Origin of the sequence: Nannocystis exedens, assembly GCF_002343915.1 — a bacterium.
GTDB classification, from domain to species: Bacteria; Myxococcota_A; Polyangia; order Nannocystales; family Nannocystaceae; genus Nannocystis; species Nannocystis exedens.
The window spans coordinates 1,617,051-1,636,211 of sequence record NZ_NETK01000001.1; the positions used below are offsets into that span (position 1 = coordinate 1,617,051).

General features: G+C 71.4%; 17 protein-coding genes and 2 pseudogenes. 7 read left to right on the top strand and 12 right to left on the bottom strand.

What is annotated here, in order from left to right; genetic code table 11:
• Positions 1-18: 18 nt before the first annotated feature.
• Entirely contained in the window at positions 19-3,972 is a 3,954-nt protein-coding gene (locus tag NAEX_RS06325) for a serine/threonine-protein kinase (RefSeq protein WP_096326612.1), read from the bottom strand.
• A 394-nt stretch (positions 3,973-4,366) separates the two neighbouring features.
• Entirely contained in the window at positions 4,367-4,549 is a 183-nt protein-coding gene (locus tag NAEX_RS49745) for a hypothetical protein (RefSeq protein WP_096326613.1), read from the bottom strand.
• 499 nt (positions 4,550-5,048) lie between these two features.
• Between NAEX_RS49745 and NAEX_RS06335 the strand changes: the two genes are divergently transcribed.
• The gene (locus NAEX_RS06335; RefSeq protein WP_096326614.1) at positions 5,049-5,327 is read left to right on the top strand and encodes a hypothetical protein; all 279 of its coding nucleotides are present in this window, start codon (positions 5,049-5,051) and stop codon (positions 5,325-5,327) included.
• Between the two features lie 193 nt (positions 5,328-5,520).
• Here NAEX_RS06335 and NAEX_RS06340 read toward each other — a convergent pair whose 3' ends face one another.
• The 7 genes and pseudogenes from NAEX_RS06340 to NAEX_RS06360 all read right to left on the bottom strand — a co-directional run bounded on the left by NAEX_RS06340 (position 5,521) and on the right by NAEX_RS06360 (position 12,565).
• Entirely contained in the window at positions 5,521-6,339 is an 819-nt protein-coding gene (locus NAEX_RS06340; protein WP_096326615.1) for a hypothetical protein, read from the bottom strand.
• 337 nt (positions 6,340-6,676) lie between these two features.
• Positions 6,677-7,816, bottom strand: coding sequence for an efflux RND transporter periplasmic adaptor subunit (locus NAEX_RS06345; RefSeq protein WP_096326616.1), 1,140 nt, complete (start codon positions 7,814-7,816; stop codon positions 6,677-6,679).
• Positions 7,813-10,995 (bottom strand): efflux RND transporter permease subunit, encoded by a 3,183-nt coding sequence (locus NAEX_RS06350; protein ID WP_096326617.1) that lies wholly within the window; start codon positions 10,993-10,995, stop codon positions 7,813-7,815. The genes NAEX_RS06345 and NAEX_RS06350 overlap by 4 nt, the downstream gene beginning before the upstream one ends.
• A gap of 118 nt (positions 10,996-11,113) precedes the next feature.
• The gene (locus NAEX_RS06355) at positions 11,114-11,515 is read right to left on the bottom strand and encodes a TetR family transcriptional regulator C-terminal domain-containing protein (protein ID WP_420814161.1); all 402 of its coding nucleotides are present in this window, start codon (positions 11,513-11,515) and stop codon (positions 11,114-11,116) included.
• Positions 11,493-11,633: pseudogene (locus NAEX_RS54380) on the bottom strand (hypothetical protein); the annotation flags it as partial. The gene NAEX_RS06355 and the pseudogene NAEX_RS54380, both read right to left, overlap by 23 nt.
• Positions 11,579-11,725, bottom strand: a pseudogene (locus NAEX_RS54385) (TetR/AcrR family transcriptional regulator); the annotation flags it as partial. The pseudogenes NAEX_RS54385 and NAEX_RS54380, both read right to left, overlap by 55 nt.
• A gap of 66 nt (positions 11,726-11,791) precedes the next feature.
• Complete coding sequence (locus tag NAEX_RS06360; protein ID WP_096326619.1) at positions 11,792-12,565, bottom strand: DUF4274 domain-containing protein; 774 nt, start codon at positions 12,563-12,565, stop codon at positions 11,792-11,794.
• A 412-nt stretch (positions 12,566-12,977) separates the two neighbouring features.
• Here NAEX_RS06360 and NAEX_RS06365 point away from each other — a divergent pair, with 412 nt between their 5' ends.
• On the top strand, positions 12,978-14,105 hold the full coding sequence (locus NAEX_RS06365) for an RCC1 domain-containing protein (RefSeq protein WP_096326620.1): 1,128 nt from the start codon (positions 12,978-12,980) through the stop codon (positions 14,103-14,105).
• Positions 14,106-14,343: 238 nt separating this feature from the next.
• Here the strand turns inward: NAEX_RS06365 and NAEX_RS06370 are convergent, their stop codons facing one another.
• Positions 14,344-14,553 carry a hypothetical protein gene (locus tag NAEX_RS06370; RefSeq protein ID WP_143140852.1) on the bottom strand — a complete coding sequence of 70 codons (210 nt, stop codon included), beginning with the start codon at positions 14,551-14,553 and terminating at the stop codon, positions 14,344-14,346.
• Positions 14,554-14,558: 5 nt separating this feature from the next.
• Positions 14,559-14,762, bottom strand: coding sequence for a hypothetical protein (locus NAEX_RS06375; protein ID WP_100793189.1), 204 nt, complete (start codon positions 14,760-14,762; stop codon positions 14,559-14,561).
• A gap of 324 nt (positions 14,763-15,086) precedes the next feature.
• Between NAEX_RS06375 and NAEX_RS06385 the strand changes: the two genes are divergently transcribed.
• Positions 15,087-15,356: a hypothetical protein gene (locus tag NAEX_RS06385; protein ID WP_096326624.1), complete on the top strand. Its 270-nt coding sequence runs from the start codon at positions 15,087-15,089 to the stop codon at positions 15,354-15,356.
• A 175-nt stretch (positions 15,357-15,531) separates the two neighbouring features.
• Positions 15,532-15,840 carry a hypothetical protein gene (locus NAEX_RS06390; protein ID WP_170135304.1) on the top strand — a complete coding sequence of 103 codons (309 nt, stop codon included), beginning with the start codon at positions 15,532-15,534 and terminating at the stop codon, positions 15,838-15,840.
• A 45-nt stretch (positions 15,841-15,885) separates the two neighbouring features.
• Here the strand turns inward: NAEX_RS06390 and NAEX_RS49750 are convergent, their stop codons facing one another.
• Positions 15,886-16,047 carry a hypothetical protein gene (locus NAEX_RS49750; RefSeq protein WP_170135504.1) on the bottom strand — a complete coding sequence of 54 codons (162 nt, stop codon included), beginning with the start codon at positions 16,045-16,047 and terminating at the stop codon, positions 15,886-15,888.
• 231 nt (positions 16,048-16,278) lie between these two features.
• Here NAEX_RS49750 and NAEX_RS06395 point away from each other — a divergent pair, with 231 nt between their 5' ends.
• The 3 genes from NAEX_RS06395 to NAEX_RS06405 are packed head-to-tail and all read left to right on the top strand — an operon-like array spanning position 16,279 to position 19,144.
• Positions 16,279-17,865 (top strand): vitamin K epoxide reductase/DsbA family protein, encoded by a 1,587-nt coding sequence (locus NAEX_RS06395; protein ID WP_170135505.1) that lies wholly within the window; start codon positions 16,279-16,281, stop codon positions 17,863-17,865.
• Complete coding sequence (locus NAEX_RS06400) at positions 17,862-18,560, top strand: OmpA family protein (RefSeq protein ID WP_096326627.1); 699 nt, start codon at positions 17,862-17,864, stop codon at positions 18,558-18,560. Before NAEX_RS06395 ends, NAEX_RS06400 begins: the two co-directional genes overlap by 4 nt.
• A gap of 8 nt (positions 18,561-18,568) precedes the next feature.
• Positions 18,569-19,144, top strand: coding sequence for a TlpA family protein disulfide reductase (locus NAEX_RS06405; RefSeq protein ID WP_170135506.1), 576 nt, complete (start codon positions 18,569-18,571; stop codon positions 19,142-19,144).
• The last annotated feature ends 17 nt before the right edge of the window (positions 19,145-19,161 follow it).

Consider the following 19,161-nt stretch of genomic DNA (forward strand, 5'->3'; position numbering starts at 1 on the left):
GCTCCTTCGGTCGCCGCGTCACGCCACGTTCAGCCCCAGCCCCCTGCGCGCCTCGAAGTACTCCTCGCTGACGCTGTAGACCACCAGCTCGCGCAGCGCCTCCTTGGGCGCGAGGATCGAGCCGAACACCCGCTGCTCCTGGCCGATCGCGTGGGCGGCCGTGGCGAGGTCGTTGCAGAACAAGAAGCCCGCGCGGTAGCTGGCCAGCTCGGCCGCCCGGGCCCAGCGCTTGACGTCGACCTCGCCGCTCTTCACCAGCCGCTGCAGCGCCGCGGTGAGCCGCTCGATCGCCGCCGCCGGCAGGTGCTTCGTCACCTCGCGCGCCAGCGCCTGCGCCCCCGCGGACAGCTCCGGCGCGCCGACCTTGCACACGTGCATGCTCGCCATCAGCACGTCCTTCAGGTTCTCGGGCGAGCGGTCGATGACCATGAACGCGTAGTGCGGCGGGTACAGGTCGAGCGCGTGGCGGCCGAGCGTGAACGCGAGGTTGTTCTCCGACTTCTCGGCCAGCGCGCCGCCGAGCGCGATGATCGTCGGGCGCACGCTGCCGCCGCGCTCGACGTTGAGCACCGCGACGTCGCCCGGCTCGTCTGGTCGGAAGTACAGGTCGGGCTGCGGGTAGCCGTACACCGAGGTCACGTAGACGAACAGCTTGCTGACCAGCGAGCCGTCGTCCTCCGGGTCGATGCGGTCGGACGGGCGCAGCGGGTACGGCAGCATCTTCGGCCGCCAGCCGGCCAGCACCGGCGCGAGCAGGCCGAGCACCGCGCCGACGCCGGCGTCCTCGTCGGCGTGGAACACACAGCGGCGCAGCAGGTCCTCGCCGAGCCGCTGCTTGATCCGGCGGAACTCCGGCTGCGGGTAGCGGTTGTAGAAGGTGGTCTCCTGCGCGTTGGCCTGCTTGACGAACACCAGCGTGCGGGCGACGCAGAACGCCTTGTCGAGCTCGCGGCGGGCCACGTAGATCTCGAACAGCCGGTGGTAGCTGGCGTAGCGGTGCGGCTCGAGGCGCAGCAGCGTGAAGTGGGCGCGGACCAGCGGGTCGGTGAACTCGCGCGCGTTGTTGTTGCGGATCAGCGCCTCGTACAGCTCGACCAGGATCTGCCAGCGGTCGGCGTTGCCCGGGTCGAGCGCCGCCGCGACCTCGAAGGCCTTGGTCGCGGCCCGGAAGTCGCCCAGGCGGGTGCGGTAGATCTCGGCCAGGTTCGACCACAACATCGTCCGCAGCGGCGTCTCGCCGTCGGGCGGCAGGCGGTTGATCATCTTGCGGTACGCGCGGTCGAGGCCCTTCCACTCCTTGCGCTGCGTCAGCAGCTTGTCGATCGCCTGGAACGCCTTGAGCTGGCTCGGGTCCTCGTCGAGCACGCGGTCGAACCGCGCCAGCGCGGCGTCGACCTGGGCCAGGTTGTCGCGCAGCAGCACCGCCGCGGTGTAGTGGAACCGGGCCCGGCGGGCCGGGTCGGGCTCGACGTCGACGATCCGGTCGAGCACGCCGACGGCCTCCTGCCACATCTTGCGCTCGGTGAACGTGTCGAGCAGGAGGTGCAGCACGCCGAGCTCGCGCGGCCGCAGCTCGAGCGCGCGCTGGAACGCGATCACGGCCTTCTGCGGGTCGCGCAGGCGATCGCGGAACAGCTTGCCGCTGGCGACGAACAGCTCGAACTTGACGTTGTCGTCGCCCGACGCGTTGATCATCGCCCGCCGGGTGTTGAGCGCGCCCTGCCAGTCCTCCGCGGCCAATTGGTGCTCGAGCGTCGCCTCGAGCGCCTGCCAATTGTTGGCGTCGAGCTCGAGCGCCTGGCGCAGGTAGCCGGGCGCCTTCTGGGTCTGGCCCCGGCGCTTGCACACCTCGGCCAGGCGCACGTGGATCGCCGCCGCTACCTTGTCGGTCTTCTCCTTGGCGGACGCGGCCAGCAATTGCTCGTAGTAGCCGAACGCGGCCTCCCACTCGCCTGCCTCGAAGGTCAGGTCGGCGCGGCCGAGCATCGCCGTCCAGTTGCCCGGCTCGAGGTCGAGCGCCTTCTTGAACAGCTTGAGCGCCCGCTGTGAGCGGCCGAGCAGGCGCTCGACCCGGGCCGCGCGCAGGCACAGCTCGACGTGGGCCTTGAGGCTGATCGGCGCGCCCGGGGCCTTGCGCACCAGCATCTCGTAGATCGGCGCGGCGCCGACGTAGTTGCCGGCCTCGTAGTAGATCTTCGACAGCACGGTGCCGACGCGCACGTTCTCGGGGTCGAGCTCGATCACGCGGGCGAAGATCTCCGTCGCCTTGGCGATGTCGCCGAGCTGGCGGTAGTGGAGGAAGCCGGCCTCGATGCCGAACTCGACCCGCTCGTAGTAGCTCGTCGCGAAGGTCAGCAGCGCCTCGCACACCGCCGCCAGCTCGCGCCAGTCCTTGCGGCCGCGGTACATGTCGGCCAGGAGCGTCAGCGCCGGCACGTGCCCGGGCGTGTGCTCGAGCGCGCCGCGGAGGTAGATCTCGGCCCGCTCCGAGGCCAGCAGCTTCTCGTGCAGCAGCTTGCCGACGTGCGTCAATTCCTCCGTGCGCGCGACCGGGTCGGCGCACAGCGACAGGAAGTGGTCGAGCGTCTGCACCGCCGCGTCCCACTGCTGCGCGCGCTCGTACAGCCGCGCCAGCGCCAGCACCGCGTCCTGCGACGTCGGGTCGAGCTGGATCATCTTCCGGTAGGCCGCGATCGCCCCCGGGATGTCGCCGAGCGACTTGTCGAGCACGTAACCCATCGCCCCGTAGAGGCCGGTCTTCATCGCCCGGTCGGTCGTGAGCTCGGCGTGCTCGCGGTACGTCTGCACCAGCTCCTGCCACTGCTCGGCGCCGAGGTGCTGCGCCGCCAGGTTGTAGTAGGCGTAGTCGAGGCCCTGGGCGATCCACTGCTGCCAGGCCTGCCCCTCCTTGCCGCCGGCGCCGCCCGCCAGCTGCGTCAGCGCCTTCTGCATCTTGTGGAGGATGTCGATCTGCGCCCGCGGGTCCTGCGTCTGGCCCAGCGCGGTCTGCAGCGCCTCCAGCGAGTAGAACATCGCGCTGTCGGTGGTCGGCTGCTGCTTGCGCGCCGCCGCCTTGGCCCCGCCGCCGCCCTCGCGCGCCCCGTCCTCGCCGATCTGCTGCAGCGCGGCCACCAGCGCGCCCATGTCCTGGAACCGGTCCTCGCGGCGCTTCGACATCGCCTTGAGCACCAGCGCCTCGACCAGCGGCGGGATCTCGGCCTCGGGCGCCACGCTGCCGAGCGCCGCCGCGGCCGCGAACTTGTGCTGCATCGTCACCTGCGTCGGCCGGCCGAAGAACGGCACCCGGCCGGACAGCAGCGTGTACATCAGCACCCCGAGCGAGTAGATGTCGCTGCGCTGGTCGACCGCCTCGCCGAGCGCCTGCTCGGGGGCGATGAAGTGGACCGCGTCCCCGAGCACCACCGTGCCGGCGTCGCGGTCCTGCGTCACCTCCTCGACGGCGACCATGCCGAAGTCGGCGACCTTGACGTGGTCGCCCTCGCCGAGGAGCACGTTGCCGGGCTTGATCGCGCGGTGGACCACGCCGGCCGCGTGCGCCGCCTGCAGGCCCTCCGCGATCTGCAGGGCGATGCCCCGCACGCGCGGCCACGGCAGGCGGCCGGTCCGGCGCAGCAGCAGGCCGAGGTCCTCGCCCTCGAACGCCTCGGTCACCACGTAGACGTCGCCCTCGGGGGCGATGTCGGCGTCGAGGACCTCGAGCACGTTGGTGTGCAGCACCGCCGCGGCGGCTCGCGCCTCGCGCAGCAGCCGCTCGGCCTGCGCGCGGTCCTGCGAGAACTCCGCGCGGCAGATCTTGATCCACACCTGCGTCGGCGGGTCGATGAACTCGGCGAGGAACGTGTCGGCCACGTCGCCGCGCGAGAGGTGCTGGAGGATCTTGAACTCGTCGGCGAAGACGTTCCCGATCCTCGCCTTCGGGCTGCGGTCGACGACTGCTTGCGCTTCGCTCATGGCCGGCTACCGAGGCCCACTCTACTCGATCTCCTGGACCTCCCCACAGCCGTGCCAAACCGCCTTTTCGCTCCGAATCGCCGGCAGATCGGCGCTTTAGCGCGAGTTCGAGCGCCGCGCTTGTACATGCAGGGCCCGGCCTCGCGGGCGATCGCAGGCGCGGCCTCGGCGTCACGACGGCAGGCCACCCCCGCGCGACGTGACCGGCGCCGCAGTTCACGACGGCAGGTCGTCGCCGCGCGACGTGACCGGCGCCGTAGTTCACGACGGCAAATCGTCGCCGCGCGACTGATCGGCGCCCCAGCTCACGACGACAAATCGTCGCCGCGCGACTGATCGGCGCCCCAGCTCACGACGGCAGGTCGTCGCCGCGCGAGGTAATCGGCGCCCCAGCTCACGACGGCAGGTCGTCGCCGCGCGAGGCGGTCCGCGGGGCGCCGCGCGCCAGGTCCTCGGCCTCGATCTTCTGCAGCGCCGCCGCCACCGCGTCGCGCAGACCGGCGGCCGCGGCCGGGCGCATGCGAACCGTCACCGACCCGACGCTCACGTGCAGCATCCCACAGCTGCACTGCAGCACGGTGCATTGTTCGTTTTGCGCGACTGTTCGGGTCCGGTGCTCCATAGCTACGTATCCTGCCACAGGCGGCCGCTCCCTGCACGGACTTCCAGTTCGCTGCACCGCGAAAACTCCGTCGTCGGGGGCCCGGTCTCACTTGACGTCGATGTTGACCGGTCCTTTGGGACCTGTCCTCGACGCCAGCTTGCCACCGACCGCCTTGCGACCATGAGACCTCGGCGCGCCACCCATCACCCGCGCACCCGCGTCCACGGCCCCTAGCCCCGTAGCCCTCGGCCTACGGACTTCCAGTCACCGCTCTCCGAGCCACGGCGCTGCGGGCCGTGAGCTCGTCACGCCTCGCCGGCCGCAACGGACCCTGCGACCGCGCGGCCCTCGTCCGTCCGCCCCTTCCGGGCCGTCCCATCCGGCCCGCTCCTTTCACCCCCGACTGCCCGATCGATCGCGCCGCGCGAACCTCCGCCGCCGGAGCCCGCGCGTCGTCACGGAGACCCGCGTCATGTCCAAGATCTTCACAGCCCTCCTCCTCGCCCTCTCCCTCACCGCCGCCGTCGCCTGCGACGAGCCCGACGACAAGAACATCGAGCGCAGCGAGACCGGCGACGAGTCGACCGGCGGCGAGGACGACAGCACCACCACCGACAGCGACACCCCCGAGGTCCAGACCACCACCGCCACCACCGAGGACGACGACGAGAAGCCCGGCTGTTTCAACGGCAACATCCTCGAGCTCCCGCCCACCGGCGGCCCCAACGGCACCATCGGCGACGACTGCTGACCGCCAACGATCCAATAGACATGTCGAAACAGACATGTCACTCCGTTCGCGGCCTGCGCCGCGAGCGGGCTCGCTCGCGAGACGAACTCCGGCGGCCCCGAGATGCCGTTCGTGCCGCGCCCCTCTCCGGGCCCCTGACGCCGGCGCCACGGGCCGCGCCGCCGCGGCAGCGTGACCCGTCGTCACCGGCCGTTCACGCTCCCATGCACGCCGGCACGGCCTCGCCGCACTCGCTGTAGCCCGCGGGGATGCAGCCCGACGGCGAGTCCCAGGCCTGCCCGGGGTTGCCGTCCTCGCAGATCACCGGGACTACAGGCCGGCACTCGCCGCCGTTGGCGATGCAGCGGAGGAACTCCTGGTTCTGGTAATCGGCGCACGTCTCGCCGTCGCCGTCGATGTGCGGCGCGCCGTAGATCGGCTGGCACTCGATCGGCTCGTCGAGGCACTCCGCCTCGCTGAGCGACTCGCACGAGTCGCAGAACGCGATCGTCGGCGGCTCGCACTGGGAGTAGCCCGCAGGGTGGCAGCCGCTCTCGAGCTTGTAGGCCTCGTCGGTGCCGTCCTTGCAGACGACCATCTCGTCGTCGGTGCAGTCCTGCGGGTCGGAGCAGCCGAGGTACACCAGGCCCGGCGAGCAGCCGGGGAACTCGAAGGCCACGCCGTGGTGGCTCATGCAGTTCCCCACGGCCTCGCAGGTGGCCTCGTCGAGCCCGTCGCAGGCCACCGGCGTCTCGGTGTCGCTCGACTGCGTGGTCTCGACGCTGGTCGTCACGGCGTTGGTCGTCTCGACGAACGTCGTCTCCGACGGGTCGAACTTGGTGGTCGACGTCAGCTCCGGCTCGAGCGTCGTGTCCGTGCTCGCGGCGCTGTCGGTCGCCGTCGCGTCGGTCGTCGCCGCGGTCGTCCCGTCGGTGGCGGAGTCGGACAGGTTGCCGAGCTTGGTCGACAGCTCACAGGCGGTCAGGGTGACCAGGGCGAAGAGAATGCGGGGAAAGCGCGAGAAGAAATCCATGGTAAGTCCTCGCCCCCTCGTCTCCGACCGCCCGTCGTTCCGTCACCGCGGCCGGCAAAAATTTTCGGACCGCGACGCGCGCAACGCTCGCCAGCCCCCCGAGACGACGCGCGCCGGCGCTCGTCCCGTTCGCCACCCGCGCGGCCGACTCCGCGGCGCCGCTCGCTCATGTCGGTCTCTTGCGGAGGCTTCGGCCTTGTGACCCGGAGCCTCCTCGTGTCGCCCGTACGAGCGGAGCAGGCCAGGCGCCGCGGCATGTCTGACAAGACATACCTTTACGACATGCTCGATCGGACATGGTCCCATCGACATGTCTACCCGGCCATGGTCCTCGACCTCACCCGACCGTCGGCACCACCTCGACCGCCTGCCCCGACTCGAGCGTGTCGGGCGGCTGCAGCACCACCTCGTCGCCCGCGGCCACCCCTTCGAGCACCTCGATCTCCTTGCCGAGGTCGCGGCCGAGCTTCACCGGCACCAGCGTCACCGTACCCTCGCGCACCTTCGCCACCAGCGTGCCCTCCTTGCGCACGACCAGCGCGCTCGCCGGGATCGTGGGCACCGGCCGGGCGCGGGGCACCTGCAGGCGCGCGTACACGAACGAGCCCGGCAGCACCCCCTCGTCGCCGGGCACCTCGATCTCGACGCGGAGCGTGCGGGTCCGCGTCTCGAGCACCCCGCTCGTGCGCGTCACCACCCCCTTCACCGTGCGCGTCGGGTCGCGCGGCGAGTACAGCTCGGCCGCGTTGCCGACCTTCACGTCGGCCGCGTGGCTGTCGGGCACGTCGACCAGCACCCGCAGCTTCGACACGTCGGCGATCTCGAACATCCCCACTCCGCCCGCCGCGGCCGGGCCGACCAGCGCGCCGGCGTCGACCAGGCGGCGCGTCACCACCCCGTCGAACGGCGCCACGATCTGCTGGTACCCGCGCAGCGCCTGCAGCCGCTTGAGGTCCGCCTTGCGCGTCGCCACCAGCGCATCGGCCGAGTTGGCCAGCGCCAGCGCGTCGTCGGCCTCTTGCCGCGACACCGCCCCGTCGCCGGCCAGCGTGCGCGTGCGGTCCGACGTCAGCTGGTGGATCCCCACGTTCGCGCGCGCCTCGGCCAGCCGCGCCCGCGCCAGCCGGATCTCCTCGTCCGTCTCCGGCGCCTCGATCTCCGCCAGCACCTGGCCTGCCTTCACCGCGTCGCCGAGCTCCACCAGGTAGCGGCGCACGAACCCGGTCGACTTGCTGTAGAGCGTCGACTGCCGGATCGGCGTCGAGCTGGCCGGCAGCGTCAGCTCGTGGGCCTCGTCGCCGGCGCGGACCGCCGCCACCCGCACGCGCGTCGGCCCGGTCGCCTGCGCCAGCGTCCGCGCCCGCGCGTCGCGCTGCTCGAGCCGCGGACCGACGCCGATCACCACCGCGCCGGCCAGCACCGCCGCGATCATCGCCACCATCGGCCACCCTGACCTGCCTGATTGCATCGTCGTCATGCGCTCTCCTTCGCGTCAAAGTCACCCGGCTCGGCGAGATCGGGGTCGATCGTCGGCGCGCGCCAGCGCTTCGCCAGCACGCTGTAGACCACCGGCACGAAGCCCAGCGTCGCCAGCGTCGCCCCGGCCAGGCCGCCCATCACTGCGCGGCCGAGGGCCGCGTTCTGTTCGCCGCCTTCGCCGAGCCCGAGCGACATCGGCAGCATGCCGATGAACATCGCCGTCGCCGTCATCAACACCGGCCGGAGGCGCACGCTGCCGGCCGTCAGCGCCGCCTCGGCGGCGGACAGCCCCTGCGGGCGCAGCTCGTTGGCGAACGACACCACCAGGATCGAGTTGGCCGTGGCCACGCCGATGCTCATCACCGCGCCCATCAGCGACGGGATGCTGAAGGTCGTGCCGGTCGCGAACAGCGTGAACACGATGCCGACGGCCGCGCCGGGCAGCGCCATCAGGATGATGAACGGCAGCTTCCACGACTGGAAGTTGATCACCATCAACGCGTAGACCAAGAGCGCCGCGAACCCGAGGCCGACCCCGAGCCTGGCGAAGCCGACCTGCATGCTCTCCGCCTGGCCGCGGACCGCGATCGTCGCCCCCGGGGGCAGCGACTCGCGGTGCTTCTGCACGATCGCCTCGATCTGCGCCACCGCCGACCCGAGGTCCGAGTCCTGCACGTCGGCGCGCACGTTGTAGGTCGGCTGCACGTTCATGTGGCTGACGAACACCGGCGTGGTCGCCCGACGGAAGTCGGCCACGTCGACCAGCAGCTTCTGCTCGCCCGCCGCCGTCGGCAGCGACAGCCCCTGCAGCGCCGCCAGCGAGTCGACGCGGTGCTCGGGCACCTGGATCGCCACCGGGTAGGCGAAGTTCGACTTCGGGTCGGTCCAGAACGTCGGGCTCACCTGCGTCGACGACGACACCATCAGCAGCAAGTTCGCCGCCACGTCGCGCTCGCTGAGCCCGGCCTCGTGCGCGCGCTGGCGGTCGACCTCGACGTGCAGCCGCGGCGCCGCCACGATCTGGTGCAGGTGCACGTCGACCACCCCCGGCACCGCGCGCAGCTCCGCCTCGAGCGAGCGGGCGGCCGCCAGGGTCGCGTCGCGCTGGGCCCCCGACACCTGCACGTCGATCGGCGACGGCAGGCCGAAGTTGAGGATCTGCGTGACGATGTCGGCCGGCTGGAAGTAAAACGACAGCTCGGGGAACTCGCGCGGCAGCACCTCGCGCAGCTCGCGGACGATGTCGGCGGTGGCGAGCGTGCGCTCGTGGGCCAGCGTCAGCAGGATCTCGCCGTCGGACGAGCCGACGTTGCTGCTGTCGGTGATCGCCAGCGTGTAGCCGCTGGGCATGCCGATGAAGTCGAGGATGCTCTCGCGCTGGTCGGCCGGCACGAGCTCGCGGATCCGGTCCTCCACCCGCGAGAACCACCGCTCGGTCTCCTCGATCCGCGTGCCCGGCGGCGCCGTCACGTGCAGGCGCACCTGGCCGGCGTCGACCTGCGGGAAGAAGTCGCGGCCGACGAACGGGGTCAGCGCCGCCGTCGCCGCGACCACCAGCGCGAACAGCGTCGCCACCGTGCGCGGGCGGCCGAGCGCCCACGCCAGCAGGCCCACGTAGCGCGCGCGCAGGCGCTCGAAGCTCGCCTCGAAGCCGCAATGGAGCCGCGCGAACAGCCCGCGCCTCGGCGCGTGGTGCTCGTGCTCCGCGAGCAGGTACTGCGCCAGCGTCGGCACCAGCGTGCGCGACAGCAGGTACGACGCCATCACCGCGAACGCCACCGCCATGCCCATCGGCAGGAAGATGAAGCGGGCCGGGCCCTCGAGGAACACCACCGACACGAACACGATGCTGATGCACAGCGACGCCACGAACGCCGGCACCGCGATCTGCTGCGCCCCGTCGAGGATCGCCCGCGTCAATCGCTTGCCCATCGCCAGGTTGCGGTGGATGTTCTCGATCTCCACCGTCGCGTCGTCGACCAGGATGCCGACCGCCAGCGCCAGGCCGCCGAGCGTCATCACGTTGATCGTCGCCCCCAGGGCGCGCAGGCACAAGAGCGCGATGATCACCGCCAGCGGGATGTTGATCGCCACCAGCACCGTCGCGCGCACGCTGCCGAGGAACAGCAGGATCATCGCCGCCGTCAGCCCCATCGCGATCACGCCCTCGACCAGAAGGCCGTCGATCGCCCGCGTCACGAACGTCGACTGGTCGGACAGCAGCTCGACCTCGAGGCCCTCGGGGGCGGCCGCGCGGATCACCGGCACCAGCGCCTTGACCCGCTCGGCGACCTCGGTGGTCGACGCGTCGCCGGTCTTCATCACGCTGAGGACCACCGAGCGGCGGCCGTCGCGGCGGGCGATGTTGGTCTGGATCGCGTAGCCGTCGTGGACGTGGGCGACGTCGCGGACGAACAGCTGCCGCCCGGCCGCGCCGGTCAGCGGGATGTCGTTGAGCGCCGCGATCGCCTCCGGGCTGCTGTTGAGGCTGATGCGGTACTCGCGTTCGGCGATCTTGGCCGCACCTGTCGGCAGGGTCAGGTTCTGCGCCGCGATCGTCTGGCTGACCTCCGCCGGCGAGACCCCGTGCGCGCGCAGGGCCGCCGGGTCGAGGTCGACGGTGATCTGGCGCTGCTTGCCGCCCGCGGGCAGCGGGAAGCGGGTGCCGCGGACCACGCTGAGCATCGTCCGCACGCGCTGGTTGACGTGGTCGTAGATCTCCGCCTCCGACAGCGTGTCGCTCGAGAACGCGAGCTGCAGGATCGGCACGCTCGACGCCGTGTAGCGGAGGATGATCGGCGGCACGATGCCGGGCGGCATGCGGCGCACGATCGTCTGCGAAACGGCGGTGGCCTGCGCCATCGCGACCGCCACGTCGGCGTCGGGCTGAAGGAACAGCCGGATCACCGACACCCCGTCGAAGCTGTCGCTCTGGATGCTCTGGATGTCGGCGACGTTGCCCGCCAGCGACTGCTCGCTGAACAGCGTGACCTGCTGCTCGATCTGCTGCGCCGGCAGACCGGTGTACGTCCACACCACGCTGATCACCGGGATGTCGACGTCCGGCAGCACGTCGGTCGGCGTCTGCCGGACCACCCAGAGGCCCGACAGCAGCAGCATCAAGGCCATCACCACGAACGTGTACGGGCGGCGCAGCGCGAGTCGGACGATCCACATGGGCGGTTACCGGGCGGAGCGGGGTCGAGAGGGAGGCTCGGTAGATGACTGTTTAGTCAAGTTCGAGGGCGCGAAAACGCGCAGCAGAATCGGCAGCAGGACCGGCCCCGAGCGAGCCCTAGGTGCTGCGCTGCGGCGGCCCGGCCATGCCGAGCGCCAGCCAGCCGGTCCGGGGGATCTGGCGCAACAATTCGAGGTCGTCGTGGACGCGGGCCTGGGTCAGCGCGCCGGTCACGAACGCGAACAGGCTCTTGGCGGCCGCCACCGGGTCGCCCGGGGGCAGCGCGCCCTCGGCCTGGGCGTCGCGCAGCGCCGTCTCGAGGTAGCGGCGCAGCGCCAGGCTCAGCTCCTGCGCCTTGGCGGCCACGGCGGTGGGCTTCTGCACGCACTCGCTGCCGACCGCGTGGTGGAAGCAGCCGAGGACCCGCCCGTACTGCGCGCGAACCTCGGCCTGGCGCTCGCTGATGTGGGCGAAGTAGCGCTGCAGCCGCTCCAGCGGCGGCCGCGAGGCCGAGAAAATCTCGTCGAGGACCGGCCGGCGGGTGCCCCAGTGGGTGTCGAGGGCCGTCACCACCAGGTCGTCCTTGCTGGCGAAGAAGTGATAAAAGCTGCCCTTGCGCACCTGGGCGCGCTCGCAGATGGCGTCGACGCTGACCGCCCCGTAGCTGGACGTCCAGATCAAGTCGATGGCCGCCTGGATCAGACGGTCGCGCGCGTCGCCTCGGCTCACGGGCTCGGTTCTACTTGACCGATCGTCTCGGCGCAACCCCGCCCGGTATCGCTCGCTGTGAGGCCCTCAACCGCGCCGCGGCTTGCGGGCGCGCCGTGGCGGCAGGGACTCGACGCCGTCCTTGTCGACTCGCACGAGCATTGACGCGGGGATCTCCCACCGCCGCGGCTCGTCGGAGTACCTGTCGATGGTGAGGTCGTCCCGCGTCGGCCCGAACGCGGTCGGATCGAAGGTGATTCCGGCGTGGGGGAACTCTGAGCGCTCGACCCGGCGCTCGATGTCTTTCAAGACCGCGAAGAACTTGCGCTGCCAAGGCGACTCCTTCGGGACGTCGGAGCGTTTCGCCCACTGGCGGTACCAGTGCGGTGACGTGCGCCAGTAGATCGCCAGCGCCGTGCCGAGCGCGCACGCCTCGTGGTTGAGCCACTCACGAACACCGTCGGGGCCGTCGGTCGGCGTCCATCGCTGCACCGCGCGGTGGATTTGCCTCGCCTCGTCGTGCAGAGCGAGCTCGACGGCGAGGCGCTCGACGTGAGCCGGCACAATCGTGCGGGTGATGCGAGCCGTCAGCTTCTCGAGCTCGCGCGCGACGAACGCGTCCGCTGCGGCCCTCGCCTCCGCGTCCGAGCGCGCGCGCGCGATCTTGCCCGCCACGCGCTCACGCAGGACCTCGGGGTCGCCGAGCGCCTCGCGGGCGTCGGCCTCGAACGCGCGACGGATGAATGCCGGCACTCGCGCGCCCGTACTCCGTTTGGCCTGCGCCACGAGCACCTTGCCGAGGCTCGCGGTCAGGTCGTCGACCCATGTCGGCGGCAGCGCGCGGTCGAGTAACTTCACCATGCGCCTGGCAGACTATCCTGATCGCCCGGGCCAGTCCAAGCGCCCGCCCGGACGCGTGCGCTGCCGGGCGAGCATGGCAGTCCGCAGCCGCCTCGAAGGTGCGGCCGCCGCTCAGGCGCGCCGTTCAAGCGCGCCGAGGGCACGAGGGCATGCTCACCATCCCCATTGCGGCTTCGGGTGGTGGGTACGTCGTGACTCGCCTCGACGCAGTCGGTCGGCTTGTGGGAGGTTGAGGCACGTCGAGCGCGGCTCTGGATCCCGCGAGGAGTCTCGTGTTGCGGGCGCACGAAGGAATACGCGCGTCAGCGATCGTCGGAGGGCAGCTCCGGCTGCGCGGGCTCGTCACGACAAGGGCGGAGCGCGTGCGTGAGCCGCACGAACAGCTCGCCGCGCCTGTTACAGTGGGGTCGGTATGCCGACGACCACTCGCCGCTCCGGCCCCGACGCGCTGCGGCTCGCGCTGAGCCTCGGTCTGCTCGCAGGCTGCACCTCCGCTGCGCCGGGGAACGCCGGCGACGCTCGCCGCGTCACTTCCCTCGCCACGGGCGTCATGCATACCTGCGCGCGCTTCGCCGACGGCGCCGTACGCTGCTGGGGCTACTGCGACGTCCGCTGCGGACGGCTGGGAGAGGCCGGCCCGTCGCCGCCGCTGCGCATCGAGGCCCTGCCGGCGGCGGAGGGCATCGCCGTCGGGGACGATCACGGCTGCGCGTGGCATGCGGATGGCCGCGTGTCGTGCTGGGGGAGCAACTACTACGGGGCCCTCGGCATCCCGGCGGACATCCGCTCCCCGGTGCCCGTCACCGTATCGGGAGTCGAGGATGTCGTCGAGCTGGTCGCGCGCAGCCACGACACCTGCGCCCGCCACCGGGACGGGGGCGTCACCTGCTGGGGAGGCATCGCGCGAGTCGCCGACGAGTCCGCCGAGCAGGCGGCGGCGCGCCTGCCCCGACGCATCGAGGGAGTGACGCGAGCGAGCGACCTGTTCGTCGCGGACGAGGTCATGGTCTGTGCGCGCGAACAGTCGGGCGCCGTCGGGTGCTGGTCGCAGCAGGAGCGCTCCGCACGCATCGGCCCGCCGGAGCAGTTCCGCGGCGTCGTCGCGCGACCCGGCTGCAACTGCGCGCTGCTGGACGACGGCACCGCCAGCTGCCATGCGTTCGGGCTGCCCGGCGCGATGATGGGCGATGGAACGCACGGGCCGGCGCCGACGCTGCCCTGTTCGATCGACCGCATCAAGAACGTCCGCGAGCTCGTGACCTCCTCTTCGTTCGGCTGCGCCCTCGACCGCGCCGGCAAGGTCTTGTGCTGGGGCGAGCTCGCCCTCGAGATCCAGGGCGACCGGGGCATCGTGTGGCCGGGGCCCGCTCCGCGAGAGGTCGCGGGTCTGTCGGACGTCACGTCGCTGGTCGCCAGCATGTCGAACGTGTGCGCGCTAAAGTCCGACGGCTCCGTGTGGTGCTTCGGCCAGGACGGGTTCGGACAGATCTCCGGCCGGGAGGGCAAGCCGACGACGGAGCCGCGGCGGGTCGAATTCTGAAGTCGACCCCAAGGCCGAGGCCGGCGGGCTCGCGCGGCCGGACAACGTCGCCCGTCTCTGCCGCGGGGCGGTCGCGCTCGACCTGCTGACCCACCGGCCGCAGAGAGCGCTCGACCCACTCCAATGATATTTCGCCGCCGCTGCCGCCACCCCCGGTCGCGCGGCGGCCGCGCGTACCCTGGTCCTCCTGCGGCTCATCGCGGCGATCTGGACCCCGTCGATCCGCACGTAGGGCTCGTCAGACTGAACTGCTCGAACCACTGCGGCGGGCACGACGCCGGCGATCGATCCGCTTGGCCCGGCGGATCACCATCGCCCGCTCCACGAGGGTCTCGAGCGCCGCCCGATCCCGGCGGATGAAGCCGTCGATGAACTCGGGGCTGTAGAGCGGCGGCAGCCTCGCACGCCAGCGTGGCAGCACCTTGTCCAAGGCGGCAGCCGGCGTCACGGTCGTCACTTCCTGCGGGCGCTGAGGTCGAAGGCGACGCCGACCAGCACGCCTGCAGCCCCGGTCGCGGCGGCGTACACCAGGGCCCGGTTCTGATCGGCGATGCCGAGCCGATGCAGATCGGCGCGAGCCTGACGGAGCCGGTCCATGAGCGCTCGCGCCTCCGCGCACGCGAGCTCGAGGGCCTGCTCGACGTTCGAGGTCGACATGGCGATCACCTCCGCCCGCCCTGTGGCCAGAACGCGGCCGCCAGTGCGAGCGCGAGAGTCCCCGTGACGGCCAGCTCCTCGTCGAGCCCCACTGGCTGCATAGCCACGCTCTGGGCCGCGTCGACAGTCCCACGCCACCGGGCGCCGGGGTACAGCCGGGCGGTCAGCGTCCACGGCTGCACGGTGACGATGAACACGTTATTCGGGCTCCCCGCCATCCTCGCGATCTCCCGCAGCGCACCGTCGAGGCCCTACCTGCCAATGTCATGTGAGACACGGTTCCCGCGAAATTTAGAGAACAGGGCGAGACCGTGAATCAGAAGCATGAGCGACCAGACCATCGAGAAGAACGGCAACGAGGAGCAATCGAGTAGGCCGGACGAGAGCGCGTCGAGGTCGTTGGGCACCGAGGCGACGAGTCAGCAACGATGTATCCGGGTTGAAAGTCTTGCTGCACCTGTGGACACGGCGACGAGCCCTGGGATCGCCCTGCAAGAGGCCGTGATGACGGAGCCGCTCGATGAAGTTGCCGCCGATCTCCATCACGGCCCGAATGCCGATCCCGTCCATCAGGCGATACGTCGCCACGAGTAATCGTCCGCGTTCTCAGGGTCGTAATAGACGTGCTGCGCCTGGCAGGGCGAGTCGGCCGGATCGAACGCCGCCTCGCGGCGTCGAGGAAGTGGCGCACGTGGATGTCGTACAAGCTCACGTACCTGCTCGGGGGCTACCTCGACGACGACGGTCACATCATGTGCCGGGGCGGCTGGTGTCGTCGAGGATCGCCGAGGTGCGGGCGCGCGTGTCGGGCGTCGTGCTCGAGCGCGTGTTCACGGAGGGCAGCGAGGACGCCGCCGACCCCGCCCGCACCGTGATCGTCGCCATCAACAAGACCGCCGCCCCGCTGACCGCCGCCGTCACCCTCGCCGCCTATGCGGATTACGAGAGCGTCGCCGTGTGGCAACTGACCGGCCCCCAGCCCGAGCTGGTCTCCGGGACAAATCTGTCCCTCGCCGCCACCAGCGCGTTCCTCTACGAGATGCCGGCCTACAGCGTCAGCGTGCTCGTGCCGCAGTGAATGTTTGCGGTCCGCCTCCGACGCGTGGCACGGCGCGTCGGAGGTTCATGCACCCACCCGTCCAGGCCGCTCGAGAGGATCCTCTCCGGTGCTCAATTGCGCTTTGATGTCGATGTGCGGCTTGGCGTCATAATCCACGATGCGCTCGATCTTGTCGGGATCGTCGATACGGTGGATTCGATCCCCCCGCGCGGCATCGAGCCACATCCGCGAATCGCTCGCGGCCCGACCTGCGCGCCGCGTCGAAGCGGGGTCTTTGCGCCCCGGCGCAGCGGCCGCCAGGCATCACATGCAGCAGTCGAGTCCGCTGGCATGTCGTATCCGGCCAGCGAGCGGATCGTGCTCGCGGCGCCTCGGGTGTCAAGGGCGACCATGGGGGGCGAAATGCAAGCAGTCGGTCGTGGTGTCGCGCGCGGGTCGGCGTTAGAATGGCGAGCCATGAGGATCCGCATCTTCGGGGTCGGCCTCCTGCTCGCCGCGCTGGCGGGATTCGTGTTCGCGAGCGCCTCGACCCTCGATTTCGTGCAGCACCTCGACCGACAGGTGCATGAGCTGCATTGCTCGTTCGCGCCGGGGCTGATCGCGGCCGACAAGGAGAGCACGGGCTGCCAGATCACGTTGCTGAGCCCCTACTCCTCGCTCTTGCGCACCTCGCTGTGGGGCGGGATCCCGATCTCGCTGCCCGCGATGGCCGTGTTCGCGTTCCTCGCGTTCCGGGCCATCGAGCTGCTCGTGGCCGACGCGAGTCGGCGGCGCACCGCGGCAGCGATCGCGCTGGCCACCGCGGCCGTGCCCGTGCTGGCGTCGGTGATCATGGGCTACCTCGCGTTCACCCAGCTGCACGCGGTCTGCAAGCTGTGCATCGGGATCTACGTGAGCAGCGCCGCCGCGCTGGGGATGGCCGTGGGGGCGCTCCGGGCCGCGCGCGCCGAGGCGGCCGCGCCGGCCGGCACCGCGGCCCCGCGCATCGATGCCACCGCGCCGACCATCGTTGCGGGCGCGCCCGCCCAGCCCGGCGGAGCGCCCCGCGCGAGCACGCCGGCGGTCCCGACCGACAGCGCCCGGATGTGGCTCGCCGCGGCCGGTCAGGCGTTCGCGTTCGTCACCGTGCCCGTGGTGGTCTACGCGCTGCTCGTGCCCGACTACTCGCGCTACATCGGCACCTGCGGGACGCTGGCCCGGCCCGACGATCCCTACGCGGTGATGGTGCCGCTCGGGCCCAAGGGCGACGGCGTCCCGGCGATCGAGGTGTTCGACCCGCTGTGCCCCTCGTGCCGCGCGTTCGAGGAGCGCCTGCGGGCCTCCGGCCAGGATCGCCAGCTGCGACGCCAGGGGGTGATGTTCCCGCTCGACAGCGAGTGCAACTGGATGGTCCCCGCCTCGCTGCACCCCGGCGCGTGCCGGGTGAGCAAGGCGGTGCTGTGCGCCGCCACCGTGCCCGCCGTCGGCCCCGACGCGGTGGTCGAGTGGGCGTTCGAGCAGCAGGAGGAGCTGCTGGCGGCGGGCAAGCAGGACCCCGCCGGCGTCAGCCGGATGATCGCGGCGCGCTTCCCCGAGCTCGGCGCTTGCATCGGCTCGGCCGAGACCGAGGCGAAACTCAACAAGTCGCTCCGCTGGGCGGTGAAGAACCAGCTGCCCGTGATGACGCCGCAGCTCTACGTCGCCGGCGTCAAGCTCTGCGACGAGGACTCCGACCTCGGCATGGACTTCATGCTGCACCACATGCTGCAGAAGCACGCGGCGGGGCAGCTCAAGTCCGCCGCGCCGGCCGCCGCCCCGCGCGAGCCCGGCCTCGTGCCGGGGTCCGAAGCCGGGTCGCGACCAGCCGACAAGGCCACCAAGGCCGCACCCCGGCGCGAGCCGGCGAAGACGGCGGCCGAGGCCGACAAGGCCGCCTCGCCCGGCAGCGGCGCCCCCGAGCCCCGGCCCGCCGAGCCCGAGAAGAAGACTCCCGCGACAGAGCTGCCCAGCGTGCGCGACCCCGAAGCGCCCGCCGCCGGGCAAGAGGAGGCAGGTGCCCCATGAACATCGCCGTACGCGCCGTCATCGGCCTGGTCGCGGCCGGGCTGCCCCTGGCGATGACCACCGTCTGGGTGGCCAACGCCAAGGAGCGCCTCGCCGACATCGAGCAAGGAGCCGCCGAGAAGACCACCGCCGTGGCCACCGCCGCCGCGGCCAACGAGGAGTACTGCACCCCTCAACTCAAGCAGGTGCTGCGCCGCGTGCTGCTGTCGTGTGGGCTCGCGGCCGACAACCAGGCCCGCGGCTGCCAGCCGGTCGACGCCAAGAGCGTGGCCACCATGGCCGGCGAGGACTTCAACGCGCTGTTCCTGCCGCTGGCCGATCGCGTGAGCATCATCCAGTTCGACCAGGACGACGCCGAGCTCGACGCCGAGGACATCAAGCTGCTCGACCAGACCTTCGCGGACCAGCGCGGCGCGAGCTGGTTCCTCGCCGTGGCCCGCAGCTCGCCCGAGGGCAAGGTCGAACACAACCGCAAGCTGTCGCAGGCGCGCGCCGACGGGGTCATGGCCCACTTGCGCGAGCGCTTCGCCGACCCCGACCTCGACAAGGAGGTGGGCCTCCTCTGGCTCGGCGAGGAGTATGCCCAGCTCGACCAGAGCTTCTGCGACTGGCGGCGCAGCGGCGCCAAGGATGAGTGCGACCCCGAACACATCAACCGGAGCGCGTTCGTGGCATGGATCGACTGTCGACTGTGATGACTCTGATGGCAGCTGCGCTCGTCGCGGGCGCCGCCGGTTGCGGGCCCGAGAGCTCGGGTGGAGCGGCCCCCTCGCGCTCGCGGGTCGACGCCGTGCAGGCGGCCGCGCCGGTGCAGGTGGACCCCAAGGCCTTCTGCGAGGCCTGGCACGAGGCCGATGCCGCGCCCGCGTTGTCGCTGCCGCCGCTCTCGGCTCCGCCGCCGACCGCGAGCGGCCGTAGCCGCTGGATCAACGTGTGGGCGACGTGGTGTAAGCCGTGCATCGAGGAGCTGCCGCGCCTGGCCAAATGGCGCGACGAGCTCCGCGGCAAGGCCGACTTCGAGCTCGTGTTCCTCAGCGCCGACGGAGATCCCGCTGCGGTGCAAACGTTCGCCAGGGCGCATCCCGAGGTCGTGGGTTCGCTCGAGCTGCAGAGCGCGGACGCGCTGCAACCGTGGGCCGCCAAGATCGGCGTGCCCGGGCAGGCGGTGTTGCCCATCCACGTGTTCGTCGACGGCAAGGACCGTGTGCGGTGCGTGCGGACGGCCGGGATCGGCGAGGACGACCGCACCGCCGTGGAGCAGCTGCTGATGTCGCTATGACGACCCGGCGATGCGCG

Coding starts and splice junctions, on each gene's coding strand:
- NAEX_RS06340 (WP_096326615.1), bottom strand. CDS start 6,339: ATGGATTTCTTCTCGCGCTTTCCCCGCATTCTCTTCGCCCTGGTCACC.
- NAEX_RS06335 (WP_096326614.1), top strand. CDS start 5,049: ATGTCCAAGATCTTCACAGCCCTCCTCCTCGCCCTCTCCCTCACCGCC.
- NAEX_RS06375 (WP_100793189.1), bottom strand. CDS start 14,762: ATGTCGACCTCGAACGTCGAGCAGGCCCTCGAGCTCGCGTGCGCGGAG.
- NAEX_RS06350 (WP_096326617.1), bottom strand. CDS start 10,995: ATGTGGATCGTCCGACTCGCGCTGCGCCGCCCGTACACGTTCGTGGTG.
- NAEX_RS06325 (WP_096326612.1), bottom strand. CDS start 3,972: ATGAGCGAAGCGCAAGCAGTCGTCGACCGCAGCCCGAAGGCGAGGATC.
- NAEX_RS06345 (WP_096326616.1), bottom strand. CDS start 7,816: ATGACGACGATGCAATCAGGCAGGTCAGGGTGGCCGATGGTGGCGATG.
- NAEX_RS06385 (WP_096326624.1), top strand. CDS start 15,087: ATGAGCGACCAGACCATCGAGAAGAACGGCAACGAGGAGCAATCGAGT.
- NAEX_RS06365 (WP_096326620.1), top strand. CDS start 12,978: ATGCCGACGACCACTCGCCGCTCCGGCCCCGACGCGCTGCGGCTCGCG.
- NAEX_RS06395 (WP_170135505.1), top strand. CDS start 16,279: ATGAGGATCCGCATCTTCGGGGTCGGCCTCCTGCTCGCCGCGCTGGCG.
- NAEX_RS06360 (WP_096326619.1), bottom strand. CDS start 12,565: ATGGTGAAGTTACTCGACCGCGCGCTGCCGCCGACATGGGTCGACGAC.
- NAEX_RS49750 (WP_170135504.1), bottom strand. CDS start 16,047: ATGTGGCTCGATGCCGCGCGGGGGGATCGAATCCACCGTATCGACGAT.
- NAEX_RS06405 (WP_170135506.1), top strand. CDS start 18,569: ATGGCAGCTGCGCTCGTCGCGGGCGCCGCCGGTTGCGGGCCCGAGAGC.
- NAEX_RS06400 (WP_096326627.1), top strand. CDS start 17,862: ATGAACATCGCCGTACGCGCCGTCATCGGCCTGGTCGCGGCCGGGCTG.